The 16,895-nt window shown below is 49.8% G+C and carries 18 protein-coding genes; 8 read left to right on the top strand and 10 right to left on the bottom strand.

Translation table 11 applies throughout. The annotated features are described in order from the left end of the window. The first annotated feature begins 16 nt into the window (after positions 1 to 16). Positions 17 to 244, top strand: a complete 228-nt coding sequence (locus BEB54_RS05550; RefSeq protein ID WP_001143120.1) for a YccJ family protein — start codon at positions 17 to 19, stop codon at positions 242 to 244. 37 nt (positions 245 to 281) lie between these two features. Here BEB54_RS05550 and agp read toward each other — a convergent pair whose 3' ends face one another. Both agp and BEB54_RS05540 read right to left on the bottom strand, forming a co-directional pair. Beyond that, entirely contained in the window at positions 282 to 1,523 is a 1,242-nt protein-coding gene (agp, locus tag BEB54_RS05545) for a bifunctional glucose-1-phosphatase/inositol phosphatase (protein ID WP_105277095.1), read from the bottom strand. A 294-nt stretch (positions 1,524 to 1,817) separates the two neighbouring features. After that, complete coding sequence (locus BEB54_RS05540; RefSeq protein WP_105277094.1) at positions 1,818 to 3,071, bottom strand: hypothetical protein; 1,254 nt, start codon at positions 3,069 to 3,071, stop codon at positions 1,818 to 1,820. 257 nt (positions 3,072 to 3,328) lie between these two features. Between BEB54_RS05540 and cbpA the strand changes: the two genes are divergently transcribed. Then, positions 3,329 to 4,249, top strand: coding sequence for a curved DNA-binding protein (gene cbpA / locus BEB54_RS05535; protein ID WP_000420611.1), 921 nt, complete (start codon positions 3,329 to 3,331; stop codon positions 4,247 to 4,249). Further along, a complete protein-coding gene (cbpM, locus tag BEB54_RS05530; protein ID WP_000024566.1) occupies positions 4,249 to 4,554 on the top strand; it encodes a chaperone modulator CbpM in 306 nt (101 codons plus the stop codon). The genes cbpA and cbpM overlap by 1 nt, the downstream gene beginning before the upstream one ends. 151 nt (positions 4,555 to 4,705) lie before the next feature. Here cbpM and torD read toward each other — a convergent pair whose 3' ends face one another. From torD to torC, 3 genes are read right to left on the bottom strand one after another with little or no spacing between them, the layout of a single operon-like run. Further along, the gene (torD, locus tag BEB54_RS05525) at positions 4,706 to 5,305 is read right to left on the bottom strand and encodes a molecular chaperone TorD (RefSeq protein WP_105277093.1); all 600 of its coding nucleotides are present in this window, start codon (positions 5,303 to 5,305) and stop codon (positions 4,706 to 4,708) included. Next, the gene (gene torA, locus BEB54_RS05520; protein ID WP_105277092.1) at positions 5,302 to 7,848 is read right to left on the bottom strand and encodes a trimethylamine-N-oxide reductase TorA; all 2,547 of its coding nucleotides are present in this window, start codon (positions 7,846 to 7,848) and stop codon (positions 5,302 to 5,304) included. Before torA ends, torD begins: the two co-directional genes overlap by 4 nt. Continuing rightward, on the bottom strand, positions 7,848 to 9,020 hold the full coding sequence (torC, locus tag BEB54_RS05515; protein WP_001230242.1) for a pentaheme c-type cytochrome TorC: 1,173 nt from the start codon (positions 9,018 to 9,020) through the stop codon (positions 7,848 to 7,850). Before torC ends, torA begins: the two co-directional genes overlap by 1 nt. A 129-nt stretch (positions 9,021 to 9,149) precedes the next feature. Between torC and torR the strand changes: the two genes are divergently transcribed. Next, on the top strand, positions 9,150 to 9,842 hold the full coding sequence (gene torR, locus BEB54_RS05510) for a two-component system response regulator TorR (RefSeq protein ID WP_001120131.1): 693 nt from the start codon (positions 9,150 to 9,152) through the stop codon (positions 9,840 to 9,842). Here the strand turns inward: torR and torT are convergent. Then, positions 9,815 to 10,843 carry a TMAO reductase system periplasmic protein TorT gene (torT, locus tag BEB54_RS05505; RefSeq protein WP_105277090.1) on the bottom strand — a complete coding sequence of 343 codons (1,029 nt, stop codon included), beginning with the start codon at positions 10,841 to 10,843 and terminating at the stop codon, positions 9,815 to 9,817. The genes torR and torT overlap by 28 nt on opposite strands. Positions 10,844 to 10,925: 82 nt before the next feature. Between torT and torS the strand changes: the two genes are divergently transcribed. After that, positions 10,926 to 13,670 (top strand): TMAO reductase system sensor histidine kinase/response regulator TorS, encoded by a 2,745-nt coding sequence (gene torS, locus BEB54_RS05500; RefSeq protein ID WP_105277089.1) that lies wholly within the window; start codon positions 10,926 to 10,928, stop codon positions 13,668 to 13,670. 71 nt (positions 13,671 to 13,741) lie between these two features. Further along, positions 13,742 to 14,815 carry a 4Fe-4S binding protein gene (locus tag BEB54_RS05495; protein WP_105282149.1) on the top strand — a complete coding sequence of 358 codons (1,074 nt, stop codon included), beginning with the start codon at positions 13,742 to 13,744 and terminating at the stop codon, positions 14,813 to 14,815. Positions 14,816 to 14,863: 48 nt separating this feature from the next. On the opposite strand, the gene BEB54_RS05490 is transcribed toward BEB54_RS05495, so the two are convergent. Genes BEB54_RS05490 through cspG form a run of 4 tightly spaced genes read right to left on the bottom strand, consistent with a single transcriptional unit; the run spans position 14,864 to position 15,643 of the window. Then, positions 14,864 to 15,037, bottom strand: a complete 174-nt coding sequence (locus tag BEB54_RS05490; protein ID WP_001019197.1) for a GnsA/GnsB family addiction module toxin — start codon at positions 15,035 to 15,037, stop codon at positions 14,864 to 14,866. Continuing rightward, positions 15,027 to 15,257, bottom strand: coding sequence for a protein YmcE (ymcE, locus tag BEB54_RS05485; protein ID WP_105277088.1), 231 nt, complete (start codon positions 15,255 to 15,257; stop codon positions 15,027 to 15,029). Before ymcE ends, BEB54_RS05490 begins: the two co-directional genes overlap by 11 nt. Next, entirely contained in the window at positions 15,232 to 15,420 is a 189-nt protein-coding gene (gene ymcF / locus BEB54_RS05480; RefSeq protein WP_071524879.1) for a cold shock small protein YmcF, read from the bottom strand. Before ymcF ends, ymcE begins: the two co-directional genes overlap by 26 nt. Before the next feature lie 10 nt (positions 15,421 to 15,430). After that, positions 15,431 to 15,643, bottom strand: a complete 213-nt coding sequence (gene cspG, locus BEB54_RS05475) for a cold shock protein CspG (protein WP_000066490.1) — start codon at positions 15,641 to 15,643, stop codon at positions 15,431 to 15,433. Positions 15,644 to 15,928: 285 nt separating this feature from the next. Here cspG and cspH point away from each other — a divergent pair, with 285 nt between their 5' ends. Then, positions 15,929 to 16,141 (top strand): cold shock-like protein CspH, encoded by a 213-nt coding sequence (gene cspH, locus BEB54_RS05470; protein WP_000087763.1) that lies wholly within the window; start codon positions 15,929 to 15,931, stop codon positions 16,139 to 16,141. A 441-nt stretch (positions 16,142 to 16,582) separates the two neighbouring features. Continuing rightward, positions 16,583 to 16,888, top strand: a complete 306-nt coding sequence (locus BEB54_RS05465; protein WP_105277087.1) for a hypothetical protein — start codon at positions 16,583 to 16,585, stop codon at positions 16,886 to 16,888. Positions 16,889 to 16,895 lie beyond the last annotated feature (7 nt).

Genomic DNA, 16,895 nt, shown 5'->3' with positions numbered 1-16,895 from the left:
CAACAGGAGGATACGCATGCCAACTCAAGAAGCGAAAGCTCATCACGTCGGTGAATGGGCATCTCTGCGCAATACGTCGCCGGAAATAGCCGAGGCCATTTTCGAAGTCGCCGGGTACGACGAAAAAATGGCGGAAAAGATTTGGGAAGAAGGTAGCGATGAAGTGTTAGTCAAAGCCTTTGCTAAGACCGATAAAGATTCGCTTTTTTGGGGCGAACAGACCATCGAACGTAAAAACGTTTAACCAGCGACTCCCCCGCTTCACGCGGGGGAGTTTTCTGTTATTTCACCGCTTCATTCAACACGCTATCAAACTTATCCATTGGGCAGAAACCATCAGCGTCTATCGGGCAGCCGGTTAATTCCAGCGTCACGCGCTGAGCCGGAGCCTGCAACGTTAACGCATCAGCATTACGCAACTGTTCCGCACTCTGGTACACATATTCAATTTTCATCAAATCGCGATTAGCTTTGCTGTCATGCCAACGCTGGAAAACGATTTTACCGCCAATCGGCGTGCGTTCGTTCTGGTCATGCAACTGATACGGTTTGAAATCCAGTGCCGTTAACAGAGAGGCAATGTTTGAGTCGTGCCCCACCAGCACCGTGATTTTCGGTGCACTGGCGCGATCTGTCACCAGCGCTTTGTCGATATAACTGACCAGTGGTTTCGCAACATTGCGCGCCACTTCCGGTGAGGTAAACAGGCTATCCTGGTAACCGTTTTTCAGCTTCGACAACACTTTCCACTGCTGGTCAGATTTGATTTCTCCCCACGCCACCTGATCCATCGGAAAACCTTCGTAGTATTGCAAAGTAAACGCATCTACCAGCGAGTTGCCGACTTTCAGCGGCCCGGAAACGCCCGGTTCTTGTTGATACTTCGCGCTAAAGGTGTTTTTTCCATCTACAAGCGAACACTGTTGCTTCTCTTTACAGGCAGGAGAATCTTTATAGTTAACGATTTTTTCCAGTAGCTTGTAGCTGTCGGTAAGCTGGAGTTTGCCGAGCTCTTTCTCCATTGCCGCCACCGCCTGTTCACTGAATGCGGCGGAATCATCGGTGATCACTGGGTTAAAGGTTGGGTCCATGGTGCCCATTTTTTCCTGGTGGTGGACTGGAATGTCACACCCAGGGAATGCGCCAGTAATAAAGAACTGCGCGGTTGCGACGGTACGTTGCAGGCTGTTGGCATAGGCATAAACGGTGTCCGGCGGCGGGCATTCACCCGATTTCACCATCCCCTGCTCTGCCAGCCACTCACGCATATAGTGGCCCATATACACTTCCAGCACACCGCCTTTGGTGGTGAGCTGCCCACCAGGGACGTCCCATCCTGGCCATTTATTCGGTGTGGATTGTTCCAGCACACTGCCATTGTTCGCCAGCGGCGCACGTAAGTTATGGCGGCTCATCATGAGCACTTGCTGCAACTGATAGCCTTCCGGTACGGTTTGTGCCTGAGCATTTGAAGCGAGTAAAACTATCCCTGCCACAGCTGCGGCGATTAGCGTTTTGTTCATTCCTGGCACCTCTTTTGTTATCAATCACCAAAGAGTGTGACAGAAATATGACATTTTTCCGGGAACAGGTTCGCAAAATGGCTTGTTGAGTGCCTGTTTTTCTATATTTGTCATTAAAAAAAGGCAAGATTTGACGCAACCTATGCATGATTGGCCCCTGCCTCGTGTACGCCGTTGATGATTTCACCATGGGCTAGACAGAATATCACCGACGTTATCGATACAGGGGCAATATTTACTAGTAAAAAGAGAATGTGAGACTAATAAAAACTATTTTAGCACATGTCTTTATCATTAGATGGCATAACGATTTAAATAGTCCAGTTGCGCTTTCATTTCCTTATGGTTTAACTGGTATGACTGAGCAAAAAGTTCAGTAGGGAGGTAAACGTCATAATGATTGCCAGTATTTATTAAATAACCATACTCAAGATCTTCATCTGTTGAAAAGGATTCACTCCCCAAGGAGATTGATCCCACATTACAGGTAACAATAAACAATGAACAAATGCTATCTGAAAGCACAGCAAGAAAATTCTTCACCGCTTTAACCTTTTCCGGAGAGTCGGTATTTAAAACAAGCGAACCCTTGTTATCATTAAATATAAACTCGGGTAAATGCAATATGCATCTTTCGTCATTCAAGCAACTACCAATGAATTCTTTTTTAAACTTAATAAAATTCGACGCTAAAGAATTACCCATGTCCTGAATTTGGTTGTCAGAATGCAGATCAACGCAAAATAATGTCTTAATATCTTCCCTGAGATTAAAGAATGCTGCATCAACAAAAGACTCAATCACTTGTTTATCAACAATTTTAATAAATTCGTCGTATACTTCTTTTTGCGTCTTTTGACTGCCAAGCGCCCATGAATAATCAACGTGTTTTATAACCAGTATGGCTCTTAACAAACAATATCCATCGCCATCTACAGGCGCGTATTTTAATCCATGCGCTTGATTAATTTCACTCTGAATAAAAGATATACCAGACAAATCAATACCAGTAACTGAATCATATATTCCCGGCGTATTTATCCGTTTTGGCTGGACACTCGTAATTTCATCATCATCAAAGCAATACTCAGAAAAAACATCATTACACTCATTTAAGATATCAACATATGCTATAAATTTATACCAACAGCTACTTTTAAAGCCTGCAATAGCCTGTGAAAACATACCCGGCAAGGATATATTAACAAGCTCTCTTTCTTGAAAATATTGTATAGTATAGGTAATGCCTCCTGAATCCCCTGAATAAGTGTTTGTATCATGAGTACGTAATGTTTTCATAAATGAAGATAAATCATTATCATTTTGCATTTCCTCTAATTCTGTTTCTAGTGATTCACACACCAGGCATGAAATACTTTCTTCTTTCCGCATGATTTCATTGTACAACCGCATAAAACACTCTAGTTTTTGTTCAAAAAGCGTGATTGAACATTTTTGATTTTCTTCGCGCCTGGTTTTTATATCGGCCCAGGCTGTTTTCAAATAATTATTAGCACTGCAACTTACTCCATGTATATTACTACCCATATATAGCGCCTATAAAATTTAATAAATAATGACGTCCTAGTTAAGCTTAAAGTGCCTGATTTAACTATCAAAAATCGCTCACCCTTTTACCTGTTTAAACTATGCTCAGCAATCCATCTTGACGCCACCTCCTCTCCACGATGATTTCAATAACATATTCTGTGTTGGCATATGAAATTTTGAGGATTACCCTACACTTATAGGAGTTACCTTACAGGGGTTCCTTCAATTTGTGTTGATTTACGCGAGATAACGCTATGGAACTAAAGGATTATTACGCCATCATGGGCGTGAAACCGACGGACGATCTCAAGACAATCAAGACCGCCTATCGTCGACTGGCCCGCAAATACCATCCAGACGTCAGCAAAGAACCGGATGCCGAAGCCCGCTTCAAAGAGGTCGCTGAAGCCTGGGAAGTGTTAAGTGATGAACAACGTCGCGCTGAGTATGATCAGATGTGGCAACATCGCAACGATCCGCAATTTAACCGTCAATTCCATCATGACGACGGTCAGAGTTTTAACGCCGAAGATTTTGACGATATCTTCTCGTCAATTTTCGGTCAGCATGCCCGCCAGAGCCGTCAACGCCCCGCCACCCGCGGCCACGATATTGAAATCGAAGTGGCGGTATTCCTGGAAGAAACGCTTACTGAGCACAAGCGTACCATCAGCTATAACCTGCCGGTTTATAACGCCTTTGGCATGATCGAACAGGAAATCCCGAAAACGCTGAATGTGAAGATCCCGGCGGGCGTCGGCAATGGTCAACGCATCCGCCTGAAAGGCCAGGGAACGCCGGGGGAAAATGGCGGCCCAAATGGCGATTTGTGGCTGGTGATTCATATTGCGCCGCATCCATTGTTTGATATTGTCGGCCAGGATCTGGAAATTGTGGTGCCGGTTAGCCCGTGGGAAGCGGCGCTGGGTGCTAAAGTCACCGTTCCAACACTGAAAGAAAGCATTTTGCTAACTATCCCGCCGGGCAGTCAGGCCGGGCAACGATTACGCGTTAAAGGCAAAGGCCTGGTGAGCAAAAAACAGACCGGCGATCTGTATGCGGTACTGAAAATCGTGATGCCGCCGAAACCGGATGAAAATACGGCCGCGCTGTGGCAGCAACTGGCAGACGCCCAGTCGTCTTTTGATCCACGTAAAGATTGGGGGAAAGCATGATGGCTAATGTTACGGTGACTTTTACTATTACCGAATTTTGCCTACATACCGGCATCTCTGAAGAGGAATTGAATGAAATTGTCGGTTTGGGGGTGGTTGAACCGCGAGAGCGCCTGGAAACAACCTGGGTATTTGACGACCATGCCGCCATTGTGGTGCAACGTGCGGTACGCCTGCGTCATGAACTGGCTCTGGACTGGCCGGGGATCGCGGTGGCGCTGACGTTAATGGATGATATTGCGCACCTGAAGCAGGAAAACCGCTTGCTGCGCCAGCGGCTTTCCCGGTTTGTGGCTCATCCGTGAGTTTGTTGCCTGATGCGACGCTTAACGCGTCTTATCAGGCCTACAAAGCGCACTGTCCCCGTAGGCCGGATAAGGTTCATGCCGCATCCGGCGGATCTGCCTTAATGTCTAATGCGACGCTCAACGCGTCTTATCTGGCCTACAAACGGCATTATCTGTTTTGGTTGTCGCACTCCACTAACGCCAGCAATAACTGGCTTAGTGCCGCGTAAAAACCAAAGCTATCATACTGATGGCAACGCGCCGCAAACTCCGGTAACCATTGCCGCAGCGCCATCAGTGTTTTTTGCCGCAAACTGTCGATTCTTCGCGCAGGGATAGTTTCCTCACCCAGCGAAAAATACAGATGACTGAGCAATTCGAGATAGATCGCCAGATGATCTGCCGGTTCGTTGAAATTGCCGCTGGTTTCCATCCCTGCCTCAACTAACAAGCGTTTAATCTCTTGCTCGTCCTGTTTGTAGGCCGATGCATACGGCAGCGCCGCTTGTTTGTCGGTCATCAGAAACAGGCCGCAAAAGTCAGCGGCCAGTTCCAGACGGGCGTCGTCACGCACTTTCAGAGCGGCAATTTTAGTTTCCAGCTCGTTTACCACCGCAGTGAGCGGCGGTTCGCTTTTTAGCAACGAAAACCATTCAGCCATCTGCGCACTGGCGATTTGCGTTAGTTGTTCATCGTCCAGCTCACGGGAGAACAACTGCGCCAGCCAGGCGTAGACACAGGCAATCTGTTGTGCTGTCAGCATGGTCATGATTTCACCTGCGACGCGGGAACATATTCGCACTGCGCCACCATCTCAACGGGGCCATTAAACGCCGTCACTTGTTCCACTGTTCCGTTGTACTTCTCAATTTCCACCAGCGTGGTATGTGCACTGGTCGCCTGCGCCAGCTGCGAAGTACCGATGTCAATGGTCAACACGTTGGGGTTACCGTATTTGCACAGCGCACCAGGCTCACCGCCTTTATCTGGATCGTACCATGCCCCTTCGTGAATTCGTGCCACGCCGGGTGCATAGCGGTCAGAAACCACTGCTCCAGCCAACACCTGACCACGAGCGTTAAAGACGCGCACCACATCACCGTTACGAATACCGCGCGCACTGGCATCCTGCGGGCTAATAAATACTGGCTCTTTGCCCGCTACCGTATATTGCTGACGCAACGTTTCTGATTCACATAACTGCGAGTGAAGTCGGAAATCCGGATGCACAGATTGCAGATGCAACGGATACTTCTGCGAGCCGGGCCCGCCGTGGGAGCGTTCGATTTTCTCAAACCACATCGGATGCCCCTGACAATCGTCGTAGTTCATATCAGCGATGGTTTTCGAGTAGATCTCAATCAGGCCACTCGGCGTGCCCAGCGGTTCGAGATCCGGATCTTCGCGGAATGCCTGGTGGCGAACAAACATCTGCGGATGGTCAAACTCGACGTACTCTTTGTTATTCCAGAAGTCATCAAACGCTGGCAGATGAACGCCGCGTCCTTTGCCCTGTTGTACACCTTCCTGCCAGATGCGTTTCAGCCAGCCCATTTCGTCCAGCCCTTCGGTAAAGGCTTCTTCGCGATTAAAGCGGCGGCACAGCTCGCGGAAAATATCAAAGTCGTTGCGCGCCTCGAACTGCGGCGGCACGACCTGTTTCATGGCGATAATGCCACGGTTGGAGTGGTTGCCATACTGGTCGAGATCGTTACGCTCAAACTGCGTGGTCGCAGGCAGCACGATATCGGCAAAGCGGCAGGTTGAGGTCCACTGGTTATCTATGGCGATAACCGTTTCCAGCTTGCGCCAGCCTTCAATAATGCGGTTGATCTGCTGATGGCGATGGAACGGGTTAGTTCCGGCAAAAATACACATTTTCAGCGGCGGCAGTTTTACCGATTTACCATTCCAGTTGATCACTTTTCCCGGTTCGAGGATCGCATCGACAAAACGGGCAATCGGAATAGTGCTGCTATAGCCTTGGTAGTCGCTGTTGTCGTGAACAGGTGGAATCGACGTAGAGCCGGAGAAACCACTCAAAATAACGCCTTTACGCCCCGGCGTGCCTGCGCCGTTATAGTGCCAGCCAAAACCAAAGCCACCACCTGGCAGGCCAATTTGCCCCAGCATCGCCGCCAGAACCACAATCATCCACGCCCACTGTTCACCGTGCTGCATACGCTGTACGCACCAACCAGCAATAATCTGCGTTCTGTTCGCCGCCATCTGCCGCGCCAGTCCACGAATGGTTTCGGCATCAATGCCGGTCAGTTTTTCAGCCCATGCGGCATCTTTCGGCTGACCGTCTTTCTCGCCCAGCAGATAGGGCAGGAACTGCTCAAAACCCACACAGTAGTTAGCGAGGAAGTTTTTGTCGTACAGGTTTTCGCTGTACAACGTATGCGCCAGCGCCAGTTGCAGCGGCACGTCAGTTTGCGGGTTAACCGCAATGTGCTTCACATGCTCGCGTCCCAGATACTCATGAGTGGATGTAACAACCGGATCGATGCTGATGACCTGAATTTCACCGGCGGCGACTTTCGCTTTCAACTGCGCGTAATATTCATAAACATCGTGATCCGGGCACCACCAGTTCGCTTGCTGGTTTTTCAGCAAATCGGAGCCCCACAGCACAATGGTTTTGCTGTTCTGCAATACCAGCGGCCAGGAGGTTTGCTGTTCATACACTTCCATTGAGCCAACTACACGCGGCAGGATCACCTGCGCAGCACCGGTCGAGTAATCCCCACCCGTACCAACGCTATTACCATGTAAGGCAATCGCTTTCGCCAACATCCCCGACGCGTTATGGAACATCCCCGTCGACTGCCAACCACTGGCGGTCAGTAAGGCACTCGGCCCGTGCGTTTTCTGCACACGTTCCAGCTCTTCATAGAACATGTCGAGGGCTTCATCCCAGCTCACGCGCACAAAACGGTTATCACCGCGCTGGGAGGTGTCGCTGAGATGGCGCTTACGTAGCCAGTCCACGCGTACCATCGGATAACGAATACGCGCCGCGTTGTGTACGTGGTCCGGCAATCCGGCGATCATTTTCGACGGATATTTATCCAGTTCGAACGGTTTTGCCGCCACAAAGCGACCCTCCTTCACCGTCGCGCGGATAGCCCCCCAGTGCGACCCGGTCAGAATGCCCTCTTTCGAGGTGACAGCCTCAGTCGCCGCTTGCGCCGCAGTCGCACGGCGCGGCGTTAACAGTGACGGCCCCAGCATCCCGGCGACAGTTAAGCCGCCGAGTTGTGCCAGAAAACGTCGACGTGATGCCTGAAAGAGATCGTTATTGTTCATTATTTTTCTTCCTTCTTATCGCCGTGAGCCTTACCTGCGGTATCAGACGCATTCATTTGCAGATATTTCAGCAAGGTGCGTTCTTCACGTTTATCGAGGCTGGTAAAGCCAATCATGCCGTTGAGCGTGCCAATCCAACCATTAGCGTCAAAGTGGGCGATTTCCGGTGCGCCGTGGCATTGATTACAAGTGCCGTTGTACAGCGAATCCGCATAAGCCCAGATCGGTTTGATATCGTTCACCATGTCGCCTTTCTTCATCCACGCGGTGGCCTGCAATTTGCTCCACTCGGTATTGGTGTCGGCAACGGTGGTTTTCTCCAACGTTTTCACCTGCTGCTGAACATCGCCACGAATCGAAGCAACAAAGATGCGTTTGCCAGGGAACTGGGTGAGTACACGCTGACGTCCTGCGCTTTCCGTCCAGCCAGTGATTTCAATTTGCAGCCAGTCGCCGTCACGTTTAAGGACTTTCACTTCCGAAGCAGGCAGCAGAGAACCAGACGCTTCTTTATCGCCTTTCGCCGCATAAATTGGCTTAATATCAATGGAGTACAGCGTATCACCACTATCATTTGCACTGGCGCGCAGCTCATCGAACTGCTTACGGAAGCCACTACTCATATCCGGCAACTGGTGGGCAATACCTTTATGACAGTCGATGCAGGATTGATTATCTTTCGCTGCCACCTTCATCTGACGCGCCGCTTCAGGATGCTGCTTCGCATGATCCATCGCGTCGTAGTTATGGCAGGAGCGGCAGGTTGCCGAGTTGTTTTCTTTCATTCGCGCCCATTCACGCTCGGCAAGTTCCGCGCGTTTGGCTTCGAATTTCTCAGGTGTATCAATGGAGTGGGCAATAAAGGTCTGGTAGATGTCGTTGCTCGCTTCCAGTTTACGCTTCACCATGCCTGGAATATCCGGCGGGATATGGCAGTCATGGCATTCAGCTCGCACGCCGGAGGCGTTCTGGAAATGCACCGACTGTTTATATTCTTCATACACCGGTTGCATACTGTGGCAACTGACACAAAATTCGGTTGTGCTGGTGACTTTGATCCCCACGTGAGGTAACACAATCAGCGCAATGCCAATCACAATCCCAATAGCGACCAGCGCCAGTACCGACCAACGAGCACTGGGTCGGCGTAACGCGTTCCAGAGTTTCCGCATAATAGCCCCTGTAAAATTATGGTTTAGTGAAGCGATCTTAATGAGCAAATATGAACAGCGGCACTGGTCAGGATGAACGGCTTACGGCAGAATATGAACAGATATGAACAGAATGAGTAAAACTCTCTGATGCCACATCACATTGTTATTGTTGAAGATGAGCCGGTTACCCAGGCGCGATTACAAACCTACTTCACTCAGGAGGGGTATACGGTTTCCGTTACGGCGAGCGGTGCCGGGCTGCGTGAAATTATGCAAAACCAGCCAGTGGATTTAATTCTGCTGGATATCAATTTGCCCGATGAAAATGGCCTGATGTTAACCCGCGCCCTGCGGGAACGTTCGACGGTGGGTATTATTCTGGTTACCGGACGCAGCGATCGGATTGACCGTATTGTTGGGCTGGAAATGGGCGCAGACGATTACGTCACCAAACCGCTGGAACTGCGCGAACTGGTGGTACGGGTGAAAAATCTGCTCTGGCGAATCGACCTCGCGCGACAAGCTCAACCGCTCACTCAGGACAACTGCTATCGCTTTGCCGGTTATTGCCTGAATGTGTCGCGCCATACGCTGGAGCTTGATGGCGAACCGATTAAACTAACCCGCGCAGAGTATGAAATGTTGGTGGCATTTGTGACCAATCCGGGCGAAATTCTCAGCCGTGAACGTCTGCTGCGTATGCTTTCTGCGCGCCGGGTGGAAAACCCCGACCTGCGCACCGTCGATGTGTTAATTCGTCGTTTACGTCATAAACTCAGCGCGGATTTACTGGTAACACAACATGGCGAAGGTTATTTCTTAGCCGCTGATGTGTGCTGATAAAAATAGACCGGACGAAATCCCCCTGGTGACAGCGAGCGGCGGATATGTTCGCGGTCGGCATTTTTCGGCGTCAGGACTAAAATCGGTGGGCTGACATTATCAGACACCGATAGTCCCTGTAATTGCCTGATCGCTTGCTCAACCGCCAGTTCCCCCTGCCAGACCATTTGATCGCTGGCAGCCATGATCACTCTTCCCCGCTTTAGTCCGCGATACACCTGATGTGAAAGATAAAATGACACCACGGTCAGCGGCGTTTTCAGGTTACGCCCTTCACCCATTGCCGCCTCTGCCGCAATCGCCGTTCCGGCCACAACGTCGATTTCTGGATGGCGCTCCAACATCTCCTGCAACAGGTTACGCTGGATTTCAATATCGTTGTCGCCGAGCGCAATATCGACAATACGCACCGGGCTTCCGGCAATGGCGGCGCGGAAACCCTCTACCATCTCCTTACTGCCCCCGGCGTTATCGGGGCCGGGCATCAACAGCACGTTCAGTGGTTTTCCGTGACTCCATTGCACCAGATATCGCCCTGGTTGATAGCCCATCTGAAACCACGGCACACCAACGCGGCTTTTCACCTGGGGAGCATCAATAGCATTTACCAGTTCGATCACCGGAAGACTTGCTACCTGCTTTTGCAGGTCGGGAAATGACGTCGTGCTACTTCCGAGCAAGATGGCCTCTGCACCCCACTGTTTGCACTGGTCGATTTGTGCTTGCTGGGTAGCCAACTGGCTGTAGCCGCCTGCCTCCAGCACTTTTAAATCCACACCGTAGCGGCGAGCAGCCTCCTGCATACCATAGTTCAACGATAACCAGTATGAATCTTTCAGGCTGGGATAAAGCGCGCACAGTTTCCATGCGCGTTTGGCTTTAAGCGGCATAGAGGCTTGCACCGTGAAATGCTGCGCATCATGCCAGCGCAACAAGTTATCAGCCGAAAAACCAGGCCACATGAAAAGGGAAAGAAGTAACAATAGCAGTACGCGCATGATAGCCTCATCAATAATAAGGCTTTATGCTAGATGCATTCCGCTTTGCGACTCAACCTTTTTCACCTTAAGTACACTGACCGTGAATTTAACCCTGACCCGAAGACTCTGGATGGGCTTTGCCCTGATGGCGCTGTTAACCCTGACCAGTACCCTGGTGGGATGGTACAACCTGCGCTTTATCAGCCAGGTGGAAAAAGACAATACTCAGGCATTGATTCCTACCATGAATATGGCGCGCCAGTTGAGCGAAGCCAGCGCCTGGGAACTTTTCGCCGCCCAGAACCTGACCAGTGCCGATAACGAAAAGATGTGGCAGGCGCAGGGGCGAATGCTCACCGCACAAAGCCTGAAGATTAACGCATTGCTGCAAGCGTTACGGGAACAAGGGTTTGACACTACCGCTATTGAACAACAGGAGCAGGAGATCTCCCGTTCGTTACGTCAACAAGGGGAACTGGTGGGGCAGCGTTTGCAACTGCGCCAGCAACAACAGCAACTCAGCCAGCAGATAGTCGCTGCTGCCGATGAGATCGCACGCCTGGCACAAGGTCAGGCGAATAATGCGGCAACCTCTGCCGGAGCGACCCAGGCCGGGATTTACGATTTGATCGAACAACATCAGCGTCAGGCCGCAGAAAACGCACTTGATCGGCTGATTGATATCGATCTTGAGTACGTTAACCAGATGAATGAACTGCGCCTTAGCGCCCTGCGGGTGCAGCAAATGGTGATGAATCTGGGGCTGGAACAGATCCAGAAAAATGCGCCAACGCTGGAAAAGCAACTCAATAATGCGGTTAAAATTCTGCAACGTCGGCAAATACGCATTGAAGATCCCGGTGTTCGTGCACAGGTCGCGACAACGTTAACTACCGTTAGCCAATATAGCGATTTGCTGGCGCTGTATCAGCAGGACAGTGAAATCAGCAATCACCTGCAAACTCTCGCCCAAAATAACATCGCCCAGTTCGCGCAGTTTAGTAGCGAAGTCAGTCAACTGGTCGACACCATTGAGCTGCGTAATCAGCATGGCCTGGCGCATCTGGAAAAAGCCAGTGCACGCGGGCAATACAGCCTGTTATTGCTGGGGATAGTTTCTCTTTGCGCACTGATTCTGATCCTCTGGCGCGTGGTTTATCGCTCAGTCACGCGTCCCCTTGCCGAACAAACGCAGGCGCTGCAACGACTGCTGGACGGTGATATCAACTCCCCTTTCCCGGAAACCGCTGGCGTGCGGGAGCTGGACACCATCGGGCGGCTGATGGATGCGTTTCGCAGCAGTGTTCATGCACTGAATCGCCACCGCGAACAGCTGGCGGCGCAGGTCAAAGCGCGTACAGCTGAATTGCAGGAGCTGGTGATAGAACACCGACAGGCACGGGCGGAAGCAGAAAAAGCCAGCCAGGCAAAATCGGCGTTTCTGGCGGCGATGAGCCATGAGATCCGCACACCGCTGTACGGTATTCTCGGCACCGCGCAACTGCTGGCAGATAACCCCGCACTTAATGCCCAGCGTGATGATTTGCGGGCAATTACTGACTCTGGTGAATCGTTGCTGACCATCCTCAACGATATTCTCGATTATTCGGCTATCGAAGCAGGCGGCAAGAATGTTTCGGTCAGCGATGAGCCCTTTGAACCGCGCCCGCTGCTGGAAAGTACCCTGCAATTAATGAGCGGACGGGTGAAAGGTCGTCCGCTTCGCCTGGTAACTGAAATTGCCGACGATGTACCGACTGCGTTAATGGGCGATCCGCGGCGTATTCGTCAGGTTATAACCAACCTGTTGAGCAACGCCCTGCGTTTCACCGACGAAGGGCACATTATCCTGCGTAGTCGCACTGATGGCGAACAATGGCTGGTCGAAGTGGAAGACAGCGGCTGCGGTATTGATCCCTCGAAACTGGCTGAAATCTTCCAGCCATTTGTTCAGGTTAGCGGCAAACGCGGCGGCACCGGGCTGGGGCTGACTATCAGTAGCCGTCTGGCCCAGGCGATGGGCGGCGAACTCAGCGCCACCAGCACGCCGGAGGTTGGAAGCTGTTTTTGTTTACGCTTGCCGTTACGTATTGCCACGGCACCCGTGCCAAAAACAGTCAATCAGGCGGTGCATCTGGACGGTTTACGTTTGCTGTTAATTGAAGATAACCCGCTAACCCAGCGAATTACCGTTGAGATGCTGAACAACAGTGGTGCGCAGGTCGTTGCTGTTGGCAATGCCGCGCACGCGATAGAGACGTTGCAAAATAGCGAACCGTTTGCTGGGGCACTGGTGGATTTTGATCTGCCGGATATCGACGGTATTACCCTTGCCCGACAACTGGTACAGCAATATCCGTCGCTGGTTTTGATTGGCTTTAGCGCCCATGTCATCGACGAAACGTTGCGCCAGCGTACCAGTTCGCTATTTCACGGGATTATCCCTAAACCGGTGCCGCGTGAAGTACTCGGTCAGTTACTGGCGCACTATCTTCAACTGCAAGTCAATAACGATCAACCGCTGGATGTATCGCAACTCAATGAAGATGCTCAGTTGATGGGGACGGAGAAGATCCACGAATGGCTGACATTATTTAAACAACATGCCCTGCCGCTTCTCGATGACATCGACATTGCCCGCGCCAGTCAGGATAGCGAGAAAATAAAGCGTGCTGCGCATCAGCTAAAAAGCAGTTGTTCGAGTCTGGGAATGCGTAGCGCCAGCCAGCTATGCGCACAACTGGAGCAGCAGCCATTATCTGCCCCCCTTCCACACGAAGAAATTACACGCAGTGTTGCCGCTCTGGAAGCATGGTTGAATAAGAAAGACCTGAACGCGATTTGAATCAATATCAGCCAGTTAAGAACAACTAGAATAGTGGCATTTGGTATGCAACTTAACGGACTGGCAAAATCATGGCAGAGAAAAGAAGAACCCGCTGGCAGCGGCGGCCAGGTACGACGGGCGGCAAATTACCGTGGAATGACTGGCGCAATGCCACGACCTGGCGTAAAGCGACGCAATTATTACTGTTGGCAATTAATATTTATATTGCCATCACGTTCTGGTATTGGGTGCGCTATTACGAAACGGCAGGTAGTACGACATTTGTCGCCAGGCCAGGAGGCATCGAAGGCTGGCTACCGATTGCCGGTCTGATGAATCTGAAATATAGCCTTGCAACAGGCCAGTTACCGTCCGTCCACGCCGCCGCGATGCTGTTATTGGTCGCTTTTATCGTCATCAGTCTATTACTAAAAAAGGCCTTTTGTTCATGGTTATGCCCGATTGGTACGCTTTCTGAATTCATCGGCGATCTCGGTAACAAACTGTTTGGTCGGCAATTTGTCCTTCCCCGCTGTCTGGATATTCCTCTGCGCGGCGTGAAGTATTTGCTGTTGAGTTTTTTTCTCTATATCGCGTTATTGATGCCCGCTCAGGCTATTCACTATTTTATGTTGTCGCCCTACAGCGTGGTGATGGACGTTAAAATGCTCGATTTCTTTCGTCATATGGGGACCGCGACATTAATCAGCGTGACCGTTTTGCTGATTGTCAGTCTGTTTATTCGCCATGCCTGGTGTCGTTATCTTTGCCCATATGGCGCGCTGATGGGCGTGGTTTCGCTATTGTCGCCGTTTAAGATTCGTCGCAATGCCGAAAGTTGTATCGACTGTGGCAAATGCGCAAAAAATTGCCCATCGCGGATCCCGGTCGATAAATTAATTCAGGTACGAACCGTGGAATGTACCGGTTGTATGACTTGCGTAGAGTCATGTCCGGTAGCCTCAACATTGACCTTTTCACTGCAAAAACCTGCGGCAAATAAAAAAGCCTTTGCGTTGTCTGGCTGGTTAATGACGCTACTGGTTCTGGGGATTATGTTTGCGGTGATTGGTTACGCAATGTATGCGGGAGTATGGCAAAGCCCGGTGCCGGAGGAATTGTACCGACGCTTAATTCCGCAAGCGCCAATCATTGGTCACTAAATTAGCAACAAGCGGAACATCACCTCGCACGGGGTGATGTTCACAAAATCACATTATTTTGATTTTGACATCATAGCTTTCAAGCCCGGTCATTTTTTCTCGTGCGGTGAAGCGAATTTCAGAGACTTCTTTCCCTGTATTCTTGTTCAGCTCGGCGATTTTTTGCGCGATAAAGTCAGCGATTTCCGTTTCGGCTTGTTTTTTTAACTCTTCAATATTCACTGTTAACCTCTTCTGGTCTTAAAAGACAGCAACACGCCAGTAAGGTGTTGGTTCCCGGTACCCTGGTCAGGTAAGAAATGTTATAAGCCATCTCCCCGAAAGATTCAATAATCAACAGGTTATCGCTTACTATACATACAGCGTTAAAGAAAAATAAGGCAGATATAAAAAAGGCTCCACGAGGGAGCCTGATCTTATTTTGTGAAATCCAGCGGCGCATGGTCAGTGCGTATTTGCAGCGCGACGTTATCAAAGGTGATCATCGTCGATTTACAAAAAATACACTTTGCCCCTAAAGGATTTCGCTCCGTCACATCGAATGCCGATGTGCGGTACTGTGAACCATGACAACATGGACAGCGGAAATGGAGATGTTGAGTAATAACGGCAACCTTAGAGCGTAACAACGTTCGCTGCCGCGGGACCACGTTGCCCCTGCTCAATAGAAAATTCAACTTTCTGATTTTCGTTCAGCGTGCGGAATTCATTGCTCTGGATGGCGGTGAAATGGACGAAAACGTCTTTGCTGCCATCATCAGGAGTGATAAAGCCAAAACCTTTATCTGCGTTAAACCATTTTACTAAACCAGTCATTTTATTAGACATATTTTACTTCCTTCATTTTGGGCCTTTCGGCAAACAGGGCTTTAATACAGAAACTACTTAGTGTTCAGGAGAGAGACTCAAAAGAAGGGGATAATGCCTGATAATGAGAACTGCTTTAGTAAACTACTTTGTATGCTGTCTGTCTTTCAAACCGACGCAGCTATTAACGCATGATAATTGAGATTAAGCAATTTTTATTTTAGCCGTCCGGCGGTCTTAAATATCGCTGGCTTTATTTTATTAACCCCGTATAGTGCAGCGCAGTATTTTCAGTAAGGAATTTGTTTGTCCCGTAAAATGACAGGAATTGTCAAAACCTTTGATCGCAAAAGCGGCAAAGGATTCATTATCCCCTCCGACGGTCGTAAAGAAGTCCAGGTCCATATTTCCGCATTCACTCCCCGCGACGCAGAAGTGCTTATACCAGGATTACGCGTGGAATTTTGCCGCGTAAATGGCCTGCGAGGACCAACAGCGGCAAATGTTTATCTCTCTTAATATGACGCTGCTTGTTTAAAGCTGACTGGTTTTATTGGAATAGCCCAATAGTCAACACCATAAATTATAACACAAGTTACTTTTTCACCGGGCAACAAATCCATTTAAGCGAATATCTCTGCACCTAATAGTTATAAATGCCACTTAACAGTCAATCATAGTACCGTTTGAAACTATATCACCAACAATAGTTAATAGCTTTCTTAACAATTTTCTTATCTTTAATTTGTATTTTTCTAAGATTTATCTTATGCTCACAAGTCGTATTTCCAGAGGGAAATCGTTAACAATCTTATATTTCTCTCTGCGCGCCTTTCCCACTCGCGGTATATAGTACCGACGGTATGCGGAAAGGGAGATTTCACAAGGATGTTATACTCAAAGTAGACAATCCTGATCTCAAGCGTACGTATTGTCCATGCGATGAATAAAGGAAAAGTTATGAAACACAAGCTTTCTGCAATCCTTATGGCCTTCATGTTGACGACGCCAGCTGCGTTTGCTGCACCAGAAGCAGCAAACGGGACCGAGGCAACGACGGGTACTACTGGCACCACAACGACCACTACTGGTGCCACTACGACTGCAGCTACCACCGGTGGCGTAGCTGCTGGCGCTGTCGGCACGGCGACGGTTGTCGGTGTGGCAACAGCTGTTGGTGTGGCGACTTTGGCAGTAGTTGCAGCAAATGACAGTGGCGATGGCGGTTCTCATAACACCTCAACCACCACGTCCACTACGCACTAATACTGCT

It is taken from the genome of Escherichia sp. MOD1-EC6021, assembly GCF_002965245.1.
Lineage (GTDB): Bacteria > Pseudomonadota > Gammaproteobacteria > Enterobacterales > Enterobacteriaceae > Escherichia > Escherichia coli_F.
This window is presented reverse-complemented; position numbering and strand designations above follow the sequence as displayed.

Bases quoted from the DNA above. Each gene is read 5' to 3' on its own strand.
- torD (WP_105277093.1), bottom strand. From the start codon at position 5,305: ATGACCATGCTGACAGCACAACAGATTGCCTGTGTCTACGCCTGGCTG.
- cbpA (WP_000420611.1), top strand. From the start codon at position 3,329: ATGGAACTAAAGGATTATTACGCCATCATGGGCGTGAAACCGACGGAC.
- agp (WP_105277095.1), bottom strand. From the start codon at position 1,523: ATGAACAAAACGCTAATCGCCGCAGCTGTGGCAGGGATAGTTTTACTC.
- cspG (WP_000066490.1), bottom strand. From the start codon at position 15,643: ATGTCTAATAAAATGACTGGTTTAGTAAAATGGTTTAACGCAGATAAA.
- torT (WP_105277090.1), bottom strand. From the start codon at position 10,843: ATGCGCGTACTGCTATTGTTACTTCTTTCCCTTTTCATGTGGCCTGGT.
- BEB54_RS05495 (WP_105282149.1), top strand. From the start codon at position 13,742: ATGGCAGAGAAAAGAAGAACCCGCTGGCAGCGGCGGCCAGGTACGACG.
- torA (WP_105277092.1), bottom strand. From the start codon at position 7,848: ATGAACAATAACGATCTCTTTCAGGCATCACGTCGACGTTTTCTGGCA.
- cbpM (WP_000024566.1), top strand. From the start codon at position 4,249: ATGGCTAATGTTACGGTGACTTTTACTATTACCGAATTTTGCCTACAT.
- BEB54_RS05550 (WP_001143120.1), top strand. From the start codon at position 17: ATGCCAACTCAAGAAGCGAAAGCTCATCACGTCGGTGAATGGGCATCT.
- BEB54_RS05540 (WP_105277094.1), bottom strand. From the start codon at position 3,071: ATGGGTAGTAATATACATGGAGTAAGTTGCAGTGCTAATAATTATTTG.
- torC (WP_001230242.1), bottom strand. From the start codon at position 9,020: ATGCGGAAACTCTGGAACGCGTTACGCCGACCCAGTGCTCGTTGGTCG.
- BEB54_RS05465 (WP_105277087.1), top strand. From the start codon at position 16,583: ATGAAACACAAGCTTTCTGCAATCCTTATGGCCTTCATGTTGACGACG.
- ymcE (WP_105277088.1), bottom strand. From the start codon at position 15,257: ATGCGCCGCTGGATTTCACAAAATAAGATCAGGCTCCCTCGTGGAGCC.
- torR (WP_001120131.1), top strand. From the start codon at position 9,150: ATGCCACATCACATTGTTATTGTTGAAGATGAGCCGGTTACCCAGGCG.